Source organism: Streptomyces sp. NPDC058307, from assembly GCF_042880295.1.
Taxonomy (GTDB): Bacteria; Actinomycetota; Actinomycetes; order Streptomycetales; family Streptomycetaceae; genus Streptomyces.
The window spans coordinates 7,118-20,522 of record NZ_JBHVYZ010000016.1 but is presented as its reverse complement, the minus strand read 5'-3'; the positions used below and the strand labels follow the sequence as shown (position 1 = coordinate 20,522).

Annotated in this window: 10 protein-coding genes; 2 read left to right on the top strand and 8 right to left on the bottom strand. The window is 69.6% G+C overall.

The window, feature by feature from the left end; all coding sequences use genetic code 11:
• Positions 1-137 precede the first annotated feature (137 nt).
• The 5 genes from ACFVYN_RS14285 to ACFVYN_RS14265 form a co-directional block, all read right to left on the bottom strand.
• Positions 138-3,440 (bottom strand): S8 family serine peptidase, encoded by a 3,303-nt coding sequence (locus ACFVYN_RS14285; RefSeq protein WP_389997688.1) that lies wholly within the window; start codon positions 3,438-3,440, stop codon positions 138-140.
• Between the two features lie 213 nt (positions 3,441-3,653).
• Entirely contained in the window at positions 3,654-4,337 is a 684-nt protein-coding gene (locus ACFVYN_RS14280) for an ABC transporter ATP-binding protein (protein WP_389997370.1), read from the bottom strand.
• A gap of 208 nt (positions 4,338-4,545) precedes the next feature.
• Positions 4,546-6,015 (bottom strand): ABC transporter permease, encoded by a 1,470-nt coding sequence (locus ACFVYN_RS14275; RefSeq protein WP_389997367.1) that lies wholly within the window; start codon positions 6,013-6,015, stop codon positions 4,546-4,548.
• Between the two features lie 216 nt (positions 6,016-6,231).
• Entirely contained in the window at positions 6,232-7,494 is a 1,263-nt protein-coding gene (locus ACFVYN_RS14270; protein WP_389997364.1) for an Ig-like domain-containing protein, read from the bottom strand.
• A 205-nt stretch (positions 7,495-7,699) separates the two neighbouring features.
• Positions 7,700-8,044, bottom strand: coding sequence for a hypothetical protein (locus ACFVYN_RS14265; RefSeq protein ID WP_389997361.1), 345 nt, complete (start codon positions 8,042-8,044; stop codon positions 7,700-7,702).
• 130 nt (positions 8,045-8,174) lie between these two features.
• Between ACFVYN_RS14265 and ACFVYN_RS14260 the strand changes: the two genes are divergently transcribed.
• Entirely contained in the window at positions 8,175-8,456 is a 282-nt protein-coding gene (locus tag ACFVYN_RS14260; RefSeq protein ID WP_389997686.1) for a hypothetical protein, read from the top strand.
• Positions 8,457-8,498: 42 nt separating this feature from the next.
• Positions 8,499-9,290 carry a hypothetical protein gene (locus ACFVYN_RS14255; protein ID WP_389997358.1) on the top strand — a complete coding sequence of 264 codons (792 nt, stop codon included), beginning with the start codon at positions 8,499-8,501 and terminating at the stop codon, positions 9,288-9,290.
• A gap of 48 nt (positions 9,291-9,338) precedes the next feature.
• Here ACFVYN_RS14255 and hutH read toward each other — a convergent pair whose 3' ends face one another.
• The 3 genes from hutH to ACFVYN_RS14240 form a co-directional block, all read right to left on the bottom strand.
• A complete protein-coding gene (gene hutH, locus ACFVYN_RS14250; protein ID WP_389997683.1) occupies positions 9,339-10,877 on the bottom strand; it encodes a histidine ammonia-lyase in 1,539 nt (512 codons plus the stop codon).
• Between the two features lie 82 nt (positions 10,878-10,959).
• Entirely contained in the window at positions 10,960-12,108 is a 1,149-nt protein-coding gene (locus ACFVYN_RS14245; protein WP_389997356.1) for a diguanylate cyclase domain-containing protein, read from the bottom strand.
• 417 nt (positions 12,109-12,525) lie between these two features.
• Entirely contained in the window at positions 12,526-13,344 is an 819-nt protein-coding gene (locus tag ACFVYN_RS14240) for an enoyl-CoA hydratase/isomerase family protein (RefSeq protein ID WP_389997353.1), read from the bottom strand.
• Positions 13,345-13,405: the final 61 nt, after the last annotated feature.

The following is a 13,405-nucleotide window of genomic DNA, read 5'->3' as shown; positions in this document are numbered from 1 at the left end:
GCTGCTCTTCCGGGGGGCCGATCCGGGCGGTACGGAACCCGGAGAAGCTGCGAGCCCTGGACGGCGGCCGACGGCACACGGAAGGCCCGCCGGAAGCGGTGCTTCCGGCGGGCCCTTCACCTACCGCGTCCTCCAGGTCACTTCCCGTAGTACGCGTTGTAGATCGAGATCGTCGACTTGTTGCCCTTCTTGTCGGCGATCTTGGCGTGGAAGGAGATGGCCTTCCCCTTCGCCGGGTTCTTCACAGTGATCTTGCCGCCCGAGACCGTGACCTTCTTCCAGGTCTGGCCGTAGTCGTACGACACGTACACCGCGAGGGACTTCAGGTTGGAGCCCTTGGCGGCGCCCTCGACGCTCAGCGGGATCTTGACCGTCTTACCGGCCTCGACCCTGTTGTCCGGTCCCGTGGCCGCGTTGAAGCGGACCATGGAGACGGGCAGCTGTGTGAAGTCGGCCGTCTTCTTGGACGTGAACGTCCAGCTGGCGTCGATCCGGGTGGAGGCCGCCGCGACCTTGACACTGCGCTTGACCGAGGTGGTCAGCTTGTAGTTGGCCTGGCCGGACGGGACCGTGAACGTCTCGTTGCCGGCCAGCAGCGGGTCGCTGCTCGTGCCGATCCTGGTGCCGTTGCGGTAGAGGTTCGTGCTGGCCGAGGTGAGGTCCGAGTAGCCGGGGTGCCCGGCACCGTCGGAGAACAGCGGCACATAGCTGTAGATGATGTTCTGTTCGCGGAAGAGCCCGTACAACGAGTTCAGGTGCGGGCTGAAGACCGCCGTGTTGAAGGTCTTCGTGTACTTCTGGCCCGCCTTGAAGGCCTGCGGGTTGCCCAGCGAGGAGTACGCCTCCGCGATCGGGAAGCCGTCCGCGTCCTTGCCCTTGTACTGCGCGAAGTCGAACGACCACTGGATCTTGTCGACCGTCGACAGGTACATCGTGCGGGAACCGGGCAGCTTCTGCTCCACGGGGATACCCATGGTGAAGTCGTTGGGGAAGAAGCCCGACGCTGCGATCGCCCCGGTCTTGCCGGAGGCACCGGAACCGAGGTTGTTCTTCACCGTGGCGAGTTCGCCCGCCTTGAAGTGCCGGACCTTGTCGCCCTGGAGCTTCTTGACGTCGGCGGTGGTGGCCACGTCGTACTCGGCGCTGCCGCCCTTGGTCCACTGGCCGTTCCAGGTCTGGTGCAGACCGGAGACCTCACCGCCGAGAGGCGCCACGCGTATGCCGTCGAAGGACTGCATACCGGCACTGATGCCGATGCCCGCCGGGTCGTACATGTAGCTGACCAGGGCGAACTGCGGCTTGGCCTGGGCGTCCGGCACGGTGATGTCGGCCGTCTTCGTCTTGCGGGCGTCGATGGTCACCGAGGTGTTCTTGGTGACGCTCAGCTTCGGCTGGACCAGCCAGTCCAGGCCGCCCTCGAAGTTCACGAAGTCCTTGGCGATCCAGGCGTCCAGGAGGTAGTTGCCCTTGGGGACCCGCATCGTCGTGGTACCGGAGTCCGACAGGGGCACCTGGTAACCGCGGCCCTCGGACACGCCCGAGAAGGCGAACAGGACGGTGTCGTAGTCGGCGGTCGGCTTCCCGTCGCGGTCGATGTGCTTGAGCGTGACGTCGTACGACTCGACCTCGCGCTGCACCGCCGCCGCCGTGCGGACGGTCTGGCCGCCGCCCGTCGCGGTCACGTACGCCGAGTAGGCGCCGTCGAGCGTGCCGCCCAGCTTTGTGTTGACGGTCAGCGCGACGGAGGCCTTGCCGCCCGCCGGGACGGTCACCGTGGTGGCGGCCAGCTTGAAGAAGCCGGCCGGAGCGGCCTGCCCCTTCGGGTTGGTGGCCGTCGACGACAGCTTCAGCGTGACGTCCTTGGTACCGAGGTTGCGGTACGTCAGCTGCTTGCTGGCCGGGGTGTCGTCGGTGTGCGGCCACTGCTGCGTGGCGAAGCTCAGCGACGCCGGGTCGGCGATGACGGTCTGCTTGATGGCCTTGTCGACCTGGATGCGGCCCGAACCCTGCTGGAACGGCGTGTACTTGCCGCCCTTCGCGGAGCCCGTGAGGGCGCCCTTCAGCTCGGCGTAACCCCAGTCGGGGTGCTCCTGCTTGAGGATGGCCGCGGCACCCGCGACATGCGGGGTCGCCATGGACGTACCCGAGATGGTCAGGTAGCCGGGCGGCTTCTCGCCGACCTCCTGGTCGATGACGCTGCCCTTGGCCGCGGCTGCGGTGATGTCGACGCCGGGCGCGGTGACGTCCGGCTTGATGGCACCGTCGCCGGTGCGCGGGCCGGTGCTGGAGAAGTCGGCCAGCTTGTCCTTGTCGTCGACGGCGCCGACGGTGAGCGCGGCGTCCGCGCTGCCCGGCGAACCGACGGATTCCGGACCGGCGTTGCCCGCGGCGATGGCGAAGAGGATGCCCTTCTCGGCGGAGAGCTTGTTGACCTCCGCCTCCAACGGGTCGATCTCCGGGGTGTCCTGGCCGCCGAGGCTCAGGTTGACGACGTCGGCGCCCTGCGCGGCCGCCCACTCCATCCCGGCGAGGATGCCGGAGTCGTCACCGGATCCGGTGTCGTCGAGGACCTTGCCGCTGAGGATCTTCGCACCGGGCGCGACACCCTTGTACTTGCCGTTGGACTTGGCGCCGGTGCCCGCCGCGATCGACGCGACGTGCGTGCCGTGGCCGAAGTGGTCGGTGGCGTCGGCCGCGGTGGAGAAGTTCTTGGCCTCGATCACCTGGCTCTTGAGGTCCGGGTGGGTCGCGTCGACACCGGTGTCCAGTACGGCGATCTTGACACCCTTGCCGTCGTAGCCGGCCGCCCATGCCGTGGGGGCGCCGATCTGCGGCACGGACTTGTCGAGGCTTGCCTTGCGGACGCCGTCGAGCCAGACGTGGGCGATGCCGGCGGCGGTCCTGTCACCGTTGGTGACCGCGTCCCACAGCTCGGGCGTCTCCTTCTGCGGCGTCTGCACGGCGTCCGCGTTGAGGGTCGTCAGGCTCCGGCGCAGGGTGCCCGCGTCCCGGACGTCGGCCTTGGCCGCCGTGGCGGCGCCCTGGTAGCCGACGATGACCTTCAGTCCCTTCTTCTGGGACGTACGGGTGGCGGACTTGTTGAGCTCGGTGATGTCGAACAGCCGCTGGTCGAGCTTGCCGCCGGCGACCAGCCGGGCCGCGTCCGCCGGCACCACGAGCGTGTGACCGGCCATCTTGCGGATCTGCACCGGTATGTGTTCGCGGCCCTTCGCACGCTCCAGGCCGACGACCCGGCCCTTGGCGTCGACAGTGACACGGTCACCGGTGATCAGGGTGATGCTGTGCCTGGGCGCGAGCTGCGCCTTGCTCGTGTGTGCGCTCGCCGTCTGCTGCGCGTCCGCCGACGCCGGGCTGGTCATGCCCGCCGCGAGCGCTACCGCGGCCGCCGTGGCGATCGTGGCCGCGCATGCCTTTTTCACTTGTCTGCGCAAGTTTCCCCCTTGCAGAAGGACCGGGTGAATTCCCCGTTCACCCGGGCGGGGGAGACTCGCACGCGTATGCGTGCACCCCCCGGTGCTCGAAGTATGCCGAGGGGTGATAACGACCTCAAGAGACAAGTCCCTGACAGCAAAGTCTGTTACAAGACCGCCGGGTTCAGGGGGAGTTGCGGCTGCTGGTGCTCGCTCGCCCGTTCAGGAGGCGGCGTTCTCCTTCACGGTGATCCTGCCCTTGCGGATCGTGGCGAGGCGGGGGGCCTTCTTCGCGATGGCGGAGTCGTGGGTGACCATGATGAAGGTCAGCCCCAGCTCCTTCCACATGCGTTCGAGCACGTCCATGATCTCGTCGCGCATCGACTCGTCGAGGTTGCCGGTGGGTTCGTCGGCGAGGAGCACCTTCGGCTGCTTGACGAGGGCACGGGCGATGGCGACGCGCTGCTGCTGGCCGCCGGACAACTCGGAGGGCAGATGCCTCAGGCGCTCCCCGAGCCCGACGGAGGTGAGCGCCTCGGCCGCCCGCTCCCGCCGTTCCTTCGCCCTCACGCCGAGCGGTACGAGGGCGGTCTCGACGTTCTCCTGGGCGGTGAGGGTGGGGATGAGGTTGAAGGACTGGAAGACGAAGCCGATGTTCTCGCTGCGGACCTTGGTCAGCCTGGCCTCCGACAGCTTGGCCAGGTCGGTGCCGTCCAGCACGACTTCGCCCTCCGTGGGCTTGTCCAGTGCGCCGAGCATCTGCAGCAGGGTGGACTTGCCGCCGCCGGTGGGGCCCTGGATGACGAGCCGGTCGCCGTCGGCGATGGTGAGATCCACACCGGCGAGCGCGTCGACGGTGTCCTTGCCTCGGGAATAGCGCTTGGTGACGCTTCTGAGTTCGTACATGGTGGGTCGCTCCTGGGACAGGGTTCGGGGTGGTACGGGTTGTTGTCCGGCTGCGGGCCGGTGGGAGGGCATGCCGCTGAGCAGGCCGGGCGTCGTCAACTACGGTTCGGCAGCGCCCCGAAGGGGCGCGGGGAACTGCGCGACCAGCCACGACGGCGCCGCAGACGACCGATGGCCGCAGCCGGTCGGCCCGCCCGGCCAACGCCCGCTACTCGACCCGCCGCAGCGCGTCAGCCGGCCGTAGCCGCGACGCGCGCCAGCCGCCGAACCCGCCGGCGATCAGACCGCCGGCCACGGCCAGTCCGACCGCGATCGACACCGTCGTAAGGCTGACCGGAGCGGTGAGGGAGACGTCCAGGGTCCTGGCGGCCGCCTGACGGCCGAACCCGCCGCCGAAGCCGCCGCCTCCGCCACCGGGACCACCCGTGCCGCCGCCACCGCCACCGCCGCCCAGCTGTGCCTGCAGCGTGGGGCTGATGGCCGTCACGACGTACGCGCCCGCCAGGCCCAGCGCGATGCCGAGCGCACCGCCCAGCAGCCCGTTGACCATCGCCTCGCCGACGACCTGCCGGGTCACCCGTCCCGACTTCCACCCCAGCGCCTTGAGCGTGCCGAACTCCCGTACGCGACGGGACACCGCGGACGAGGTCAGCAGTCCTGCGACGAGGAACGCGGCGACGAGCACGGCGATCGACAGCCACTTGCCGACGTTCGTGGCGAGCGAGGAGGCCGTCGACAGCGACCCCGACACCGTGTCCGCGAGATCCGCCGAGGTCGTCACCGTCGTACCCGAGATGTTCTTCTGGATCGTCGACTTGACGGAGTCGATCTTCTGGGAGTCGGTCGCCTTGACGTAGATCGTGGTGACCTTGTTCTTCGAGTCGCTGAGGGTCTGCGCCTGGGTGAGCGGGATGTAGACGTTGGCGGCCGCGTCCCCGCTGTCCGCGGTGGCGACGCCGATCACCTTGAACTTGACGCTCTTGATGGTGACGGTGGAACCGACCTTGAGCTTCTTCTCCTTGGCATACGCGGAGTCGAGGACGGCGACCTTGGCGTTCGCCTCGGCCGACGTGAACGTGCGGCCGCTGGTGATCTTGGAGGAGGTCAGCGGGCCGAGGGCCGCCTTGGTGACGTCGGTGCCGAAGACGGAGTAGTTGTTGACGTCGAAGTTGGCGCCGCCGCCCCGCACCTCACCCTGCGGCTGACCGGTACCGCCGCCGCTGCCGGGCTGCCGGTTCCCGCCGTTCTGGTTCTGCTGGAACTGGCCACGGGTGAACTGACCGCTCACCTTGATGACTTGCAGGCTGAGGCCGCCGACCGCGTCCGAGACCCCGGTCTGCCGGTCGACCTTGGTGACCGTGGAGGTGGCCAGGGTCTGGAACCCCTGCACCAGAACCCGGTCGCTGCTCTGCTTGGAGTCCGAGCCGTTGTCCTGCGCGTCGAACTGGAAGCGCGGGCGCTCCGAAGAACTGGCCTGCGGCTGGGCGGCCTTGGTGACCGTCATGTCGGTGCCCAGCCCGTACAGCGACTGCAGGACCTTGTCCTGGGCCTTCCCCATGCCGGACGACACGGAACTGACCACGATGACCAGCGCGATCCCGAGCGCGAGCCCGGAGGCGACGACGAGGGCCGCCTTTCTGCGGCGGCGCAGTTCGCGCCTCAGGTAGGTGAAGAACATGGCCGCAAGCTAGGTACGGCGCGTGATGACTCCATAAGCCCTGAATAAGAGCTGCATGAGAAGGCTGTCCGGGAGCCAGGCAGGACCGTGGACGAACCTGTCAGAAACAGGGAGGCGCCCTGAGCAAGACGCCCTTTTTCATCGGCCCCGGCAAAAGCCGAGGGCGGCCACCCGTCGGGTGACCGCCCTCGAACGATCCGTGTCGGCAGTCGGACGTCAGACCGCCGACCCCGCCTTCCACTGCGCCCAGCTCAGGTTCCAGCCGTTGAGGCCGTTGTCCGGGGCCACCGTCTTGTCGCCGGTGTTCTTCACGACCACCACGTCACCGACGATCGAGTGGGTGTAGAACCAGTAACCCGGCGTGCCGGTGTCGTTGGCACCCTTGGTGTCGGACAGGCCCACGCAGCCGTGGCTGGTGTTCACGTTGCCGAAGACGGACTTCGCGCCCCAGTAGTTGCCGTGCACGAAGGTGCCGGAGTTGGTGAGCCGGATGGCGTGCGGCACGTCCTTGATGTCGTACTCGCCCTTGCCGTCGTCGTCGGTGAAGCCCACGGTCGCGCCGTTCATGCGCGTCTCCTTGAACTTCTCGGACATCACCATGATGCCTTCGTACGTCTTGTTCTCCGGCGAGCCGGCGGAGATCGGGATGGTCTTGACGACCGCGCCGTTGTGCGTGATCTTCATCTGCTTGGTCTTCGCGTCGACGTACGAGACCTGGTTGCGGCCGATCTTGAAGGTGACCGTCTTCTGCTGGACGCCGTAGACACCGGAGGCGCCCTCGACACCGTCGAGCGCGAGCTTCAGCGTGACGGTGGAGTTCTCCTTCCAGTACTCGTCGGGACGGCAGTCCATGCGGACGGTGGAGAACCAGTGGCAGACGACCTCCTGGCCGCTGCTGGAGGAGACCGTGACGCCCTTCTGCACGGCCGCCTTGTTGGTGATCTCCTTGTTGAAGTTGATCGACACGGGCATGCCCACGCCGACGGTCGAGCCGTCCTCGGGCGTGAAGTTGCCTATGAAGCTGTTGGCCGGGGAGACCGTCGTGAACGAGGCGTTCTCGTGGGCGACGAGCCCGTCGGTGTCCTTGGCCTCGGCGGCGAGCTTGTAGGTCGTGGAGCGCTCCAGCTGGGTGCTGGGCTTCCAGCTGGTCTTGTCCGCGGACAGCTCGCCGGCGACCTTCGTGCCGTCGGTCGTCGTCATCGTCACGTCGGTGAGCGTGCCCTTGCTCACGGTGACGGTGGCGGAGTTGTTGATGGAGGCGTTGTCCGTGCCGTCCTTGGGTGTGATCTTGATATCGGCCTGGGAGCTCTTCTTGGCCGCCGCCTCGTCGGCCTTGGCCTGCGAGGTGTCGCTGCCGCCGCCCGACGAGGAGTCATCGCCACCGGAACAGGCCGAGAGCATCAGCACCCCGCCGAGCAGAGCGGACGCGACCGTGAGGCCCCTGCGCCGCTTACTGACCGTCATCACACGCTTCTCCATCGTTGCCGAATCCCAGAAACCCCGAGAGTCCCCGTCAGTGACCTTCAACGCTACGACCGGTTCGTCCCGTTCCACCTTCTGAGAAGGTGTGGGGCACACCACGTCCGCTGTGGCGGAAGGTGTGTCTCTCGGTCCGTGCGACCCCTGAGACGACGAAACCCCGGGCGGCGGTTGCCACCCGGGGTCACGAATTTCCCGGGCGCGCTCAGCCGACGACCTCTTCTTCCTCGTCTTCCGCCACATCATCGTCGTCGAGGTCCCAGTCCGGCGAATCCGGGTCGTAGTCGATGTGCTCGCTGCTCCAGGACGCCTGGGCCAGTTCGACCCCCGACACCTCCCCGACCAGGTCGAACGGGTCCACGAGGTACGCGAGGGCCTCGGCAGTGTCTTCCGTCACAGCGCTCTCGGCGTGCGCCCGCTCATCCCCCGGCATGTCCGGATCCGCCGCGATCCGCGCCAGTGCGGCCCGGGTCACGGCGTCCCGGTCGTCGACCTCCACGACGAGCTCCACCCGAAGCCGTACAAAACGTGATGTCTCTTCAGTGCTCATGCCCGGAGCGTAAAGCCCATGACTCCCGTGACTTTCCCGTGACCCGCGCCTTTCACTAACATCGCCCCACACGGCCAATTCGCCAGCACCACAAGGGGATCGATATTCCGTGTCATCCGTTCGACGTCCGTTGCTGACCGCCACCGCCGCGGGGACCCTCCTGGGCGCCCTGTGGTTCGTCCCGTCCGCCAACGCGTCCCAGGACACCCCGGCGAGAACCGAGCCGTCCGTGCAGGCCACGACGCAGGCACGGGTCACGACCGCGAGTGCGCAGACGTCCACGGACGGCACCGGGCTCGCCGACACCGGCAGCTTCGACACCACGCCGTACGTCGTCGGCGGGACCCTGTTCCTCACGCTGGGTGCGGGCTTCGTCGTCTATTCGGTACGTCGGGAACGGCTGGGTTTTTAAACTGGCTTGAAGTTTTCTTGGCAAGCCCTTCATAGTCCGCTCATGAAGAGATCATCGAGGGCGCGCATAGGCGCCACGGCGACCGTGAGCGTGCTGTCGCTCGCCCTCATCACCGGATGCGGCGGGGGCTCGGACGACGACTCGAAGGGGTCCGGTACGTCCAAGGAAGCCGGCTCCTCCGCCTCGCCGAGCACGACCACGGCCGCGAAGGCGCTCAGCGCGGCCGCGCTGAAGAAGCTGTTCCTCGCCAAGGGCGATGTCGCCGGGTACGAGGTCGACACCGCCGTCGACGGCTCCCTGCCGAAGTCCAAGAGCGAGGTGAAGACCGACAAGACCGACTGCGCGCCGCTGGCCCACGCCATGGCGGGCCTCGCACCGGGCGGCACGGACGCGAGCGCGAGCTACACCGTCACGAAGACCCCCACGACCACCGCGTCCCCGGACGATGCCTCCTTCGAGGACGCCCTCGACGTCGACGTCACCTTCGTGGGCCTGTCCTCCTACGACGGCGACGGCGCCGAGAAGGCCGTCAAGTCCGTCTCCGACGCCATCGCGGCCTGCTCCGGCGGCTTCACCATCAGCGCACAGGGCGAGAAGCAGAAGGTCACCAAGGTCGCCCCGGTGAAGGCCTCCGGCAAGGGCGAGGAGTCCGTCGCGTTCTCCGTCGCCTCCGACATGGACGGCGAGGGCACGGCCACCCTCAACACCGAGGTGATCCGCGCCGGCAACACCGTCTCCTCGTACTACACGTTCAACTTCTCCGCGCTCGACAGCGGCAAGGCGGCTCCGGTGCCGGCGGCCGTGATCGACGCCCAGCTGGCCAAGCTCAAGTAACCGCAGGAGGGCCCTGTTCGCTCGTACGCCGCACAGGGCCCCGTCTCCTTACAACAGCGGCCCGGTGACGGCCTCCACCGCCGACACCAGCCGTCCCTCCCGCACGAACACGTCGGCCGCGGCGAGGTCGGGCGACAGGAACCGGTCGGGACCGGGGCCCTCGACACCCGCCTTGCGTACGGCGCTGATGGCGGCCTGCGTCGCCGGCGCCGGGCTCAGGCCCTCGCGCAGCTCGACGGCGCGCGAGGCGGCGTAGAGCTCGACGGCGAGTACCCGGGTGAGGTTGTCGACGGCGGTGCGCAGCTTGCGCGCGGCCGACCACCCCATCGAGACGTGGTCCTCCTGCATCGCGGACGAGGGGATCGAGTCCGCGGACGCCGGGACAGCCAGCCGCTTCAACTCGCTGACCAGCGCGGCCTGCGTGTACTGGGCGATCATCAGCCCGGAGTCGACACCGGCGTCGTCGGCGAGGAACGGCGGCAGCCCGTGGGACCGGTTCTTGTCGAGCAGCCGGTCGGTGCGCCGCTCGGCGATCGACGCGAGGTCGGCGACGGCGATGGCGAGGAAGTCGAGCACATAAGCCACCGGCGCACCATGGAAGTTGCCGTTGGACTCGACGCGCCCGTCCGGCAGGACGACCGGGTTGTCGACCGCGGACGCCAGCTCCCGCTCCGCCACCAGCCGCGCGTGCGCCAGGGTGTCCCGTCCGGCCCCGGCGACCTGCGGCGCGCAGCGCACGGAGTAGGCGTCCTGGACCCGGGGCGCGTCGTCCTGGTGGTGCCCGGTGAGCTCCGAACCCTCCAGCACGGCCAGCATGTTGGCGGCGGAGGCGCCCTGTCCCGGGTGCGGCCGGATGGCGTGCAGTTCGGGAGCGAGCACCTTGTCGGTGCCGAGCAGGGCCTCCAGCGACAGGGCGGCGGTGATGTCGGCGGACTTGTAGAGCATGTCGAGGTCGGCGAGCGCCATGACCAGCATGCCGAGCATGCCGTCGGTGCCGTTGAGAAGGGCGAGGCCCTCCTTCTCCCGCAGCTCGACGGGCGCGATCCCGTGCTCGGCCAGCAGTTCCCCGGCAGGCCTCACCACCCCGTCGGGCCCCTCGGCGTCCCCCTCCCCCATGAGCGTGAGGGCGCAGTGCGAGAGCGGCGCGAGATCACCGGAGCAGCCGAGGGAGCCGTACTCGTGGACGACCGGCGTGATCCCGGCGTTGAGCACGTCGGCCATGGTCTGCGCGACCTCGGGCCGCACCCCCGTGTGCCCCGAGCAGACGGTCTTCAGCCGCAGGAACATCAGCGCCCGTACGACCTCCCGCTCGACCCGCGGCCCCATTCCCGCGGCGTGCGAACGGACGATGTTGCGCTGCAACTGCGCCCGGAGCTCCGGGCTGATGTGCCGGGTCGCGAGGGCGCCGAAGCCGGTGCTGACGCCGTAGACGGGCTCGGGCCTGGCCGCGAGGGCGTCGACGATCCCGCGGGCCGCGGCGAGAGCGGCGAGCGCCTCCCCGGAGAGCTCGATACGGGCACCGTCCCGCGCCACGGCAAGGACGTCGGACGCGGTGACCCCGGACGTCCCCACCACCACAGTGTGCATATCCATATTCAGGAGCGTACGCAGTGAATTCCAGGATGTCACTACTGGGTCGGGGTTACGCCCCTTACAAGGACAACCGGCCTCAGGGCCGCCGCCCGCGGAACGTCCGCCGCTCGGCCGTCTGCCCCGACGGAGCCGCGTCGGCCAGCCGTACGACGGGATCGTCGGGCCCGCCCCGTCCCGCGACGACGGGTCTCTCGGCACGCTCGGCCTTGGCCCGGTACTGCGCGGCATCCGCGAGCCGGAAGAGCCGCCGGGCGGACCGGACCGGCCCGATGGGGTCCGCGGTGGAGGCGACCCCGCACGCCACTCCCTCCCCCAGCTCCAGCTCACCGGCCCGCCGGCAGAGTTCGTCGGCGGCCCTGACGACGTCGTCGGCGGACGGCCCGACGGCGAGCAGACAGAACTCGTCCCCGCCGAGCCGTGCGGCCAGCGCGCCCGGCAGCATGGCCCCGCACAGCGACAGCACCGACCCGAAACGTTCCAGCAGCCGGTCGCCCACGGCGTGCCCACGGGTGTCGTTGACCCGCTTGAGCCCGTTCAGATCACACACCACGAGGCTGACGACGACACCGTCCCTCTTGTGCCGGTCGACGGCCTCGTCGAGCCGCGCGTCGACGGCCCGGCGATTGGCGAGCCCGGTCAGCGCGTCGGTGAACGCCAGCCGTCTCGCCTCCTCCAGCCGCTCCGCCTGGGCGATCCCGGCGGCGACGACGGCGGCCAGTACGGTGGCGAAGTCGGCGTCCTCCCGCCCGAAGACGGGGGCGCCGATGGGCCGGGCGACATACAGCTCCCCCCAGGCCCGCCCGTTCAGCACGATGGGGGCGACGACACAGCTCCCCCGCCCCCGCCTGCGAAGTGCGGCGACCCGCTGGTGCACATACCCCGGCCGCCCCCCGGCCGCCGGCCCCTCCGCCGTCTCCACCCACGCGTTGGGCTCCCCGCCCCCGGCCCACCGCTCGTGCAGAAACTCGGTGATCTCCGGGAACTGGTGCACGGGGTAGGCCTCACCCTCGGGGAACTCCTCCTCACCGGCGGTCCGCTCCCCCACGTTCACCAGCACCCTGAGCCGTCCGCGCTCCCGCTCCCACACGGACAACGCGGCGAAACTCCCCCCGAGCGCACGGCACGCCCCAGCGGCGGCGGCCCGCCACGCCTCCCGCGAGCCGTGGGCCGCCGCCATGCCCTGAGCCAACGCGACGACCGCAGCCAGCCGGATGTCCTCACCCATCACTCCAGGCTAGGGAGGATTCGGGCGGGGGCCCGGGTGAGGTTGGGCCGTTAGAGAACGGGGCGCCCAATGAGGTGCCGGGTCAGGTTGTCGGGCGGCTACCGGCCGGTGGGGGCTGGTCGCGCAGTTCCCCGCGATGCCGCTGCGCTGGGCTTGGGCGAGGCGCCTACGGGGGTGCCGGGTCAGGTTGTCGGGCGGCTACCGGCCGGTGGGGGCTGGTCGCGCAGTTCCCCGCGCCCCTAGGGGGTTGCAGTCACCGGCGCCACGATGGGCCCCCACCCACCCACCGGACCCCACGTGCTACCCAAGCCCCCACCGGACCGCAACGGGCCGCCGCAGGCATTCAGGGGCGCGGGGAACTGCGCAAAACGCCCGCCCCCGCACCCGCACCCGCACCCGCACCCGCAGACAAAACCGTCAAACCGCCGGAGGCCACCGTGGGGCGCGGTGCTCGTTGAACGCCGCCACCCCCTCCGCCCGGTCTCCCGAGAACGCCACCGCCCGCCACGCCGCGTCCTCCACCTCCAGCCCGGTCCGCAGATCCAGCCCCTGCCCCAGCCGCAGCGCCCGCTTCGCCGCCCGCAGCCCCACGGGCGAGTTCGCGGCGATCTGAGCCGCCAGCGACAACGCCGACGCCCGGTCCTCCCCCGGCTCCACCAGCTGATCGACCAGCCCCAGCCGGTACGCCTCCTCCGCCTCCACCCGCCGCGCCGTGAAGATCAGCTCCGCGGCCCTGGCCGCCCCCACCCGCCGCGGCAGCAACTGCGTCCCCCCACCCCCGGGGATCACCCCCACCGACACCTCCGGCAGCCCCACCACCGCCGTACGGTCGGCCACGATCAGGTCGCAGGACAACGCGAGCTCGTACCCCCCGCCCAACGCGAACCCGTGCACCGCGGCGATCGTCGGCACCGGCAGCTCCAGCACGCCCGTGTACGCCCCCCGGGCCACCGGCCGCTGCCGTACCAGATCCGCGTCGCTGAAGGAGTTGCGCTCCTTCAGATCGGCCCCCACACAGAAGGCCCGCTCATGCGTCGAGGTCACCACGACAACCCGCACCCCCTGATCACCCCCCAGTGCGTCGCAGGCGGCGGCGACGGACCGGGCCATCTCCGTGGAGACCGCGTTCATGGCCTTGGGCCGATCGAGAACCAGCTCGGCGACGCCCCCCTCCTCGACACCCTCCTCCCCATGCCGCCTCACCAGCACGAACTCCCCGAACCGCTCCTCACCCATGACACCCTCCCGGTTAACGCGGGTTAACAAGAACGCTCCGATCATCGCAGCCCCGCCCCCG

Coding starts and splice junctions, on each gene's coding strand:
- ACFVYN_RS14280 (WP_389997370.1), bottom strand. CDS start 4,337: ATGTACGAACTCAGAAGCGTCACCAAGCGCTATTCCCGAGGCAAGGAC.
- ACFVYN_RS14275 (WP_389997367.1), bottom strand. CDS start 6,015: ATGTTCTTCACCTACCTGAGGCGCGAACTGCGCCGCCGCAGAAAGGCG.
- ACFVYN_RS14270 (WP_389997364.1), bottom strand. CDS start 7,494: ATGGAGAAGCGTGTGATGACGGTCAGTAAGCGGCGCAGGGGCCTCACG.
- ACFVYN_RS14265 (WP_389997361.1), bottom strand. CDS start 8,044: ATGAGCACTGAAGAGACATCACGTTTTGTACGGCTTCGGGTGGAGCTC.
- ACFVYN_RS14255 (WP_389997358.1), top strand. CDS start 8,499: ATGAAGAGATCATCGAGGGCGCGCATAGGCGCCACGGCGACCGTGAGC.
- hutH (WP_389997683.1), bottom strand. CDS start 10,877: ATGCACACTGTGGTGGTGGGGACGTCCGGGGTCACCGCGTCCGACGTC.
- ACFVYN_RS14245 (WP_389997356.1), bottom strand. CDS start 12,108: ATGGGTGAGGACATCCGGCTGGCTGCGGTCGTCGCGTTGGCTCAGGGC.
- ACFVYN_RS14240 (WP_389997353.1), bottom strand. CDS start 13,344: ATGGGTGAGGAGCGGTTCGGGGAGTTCGTGCTGGTGAGGCGGCATGGG.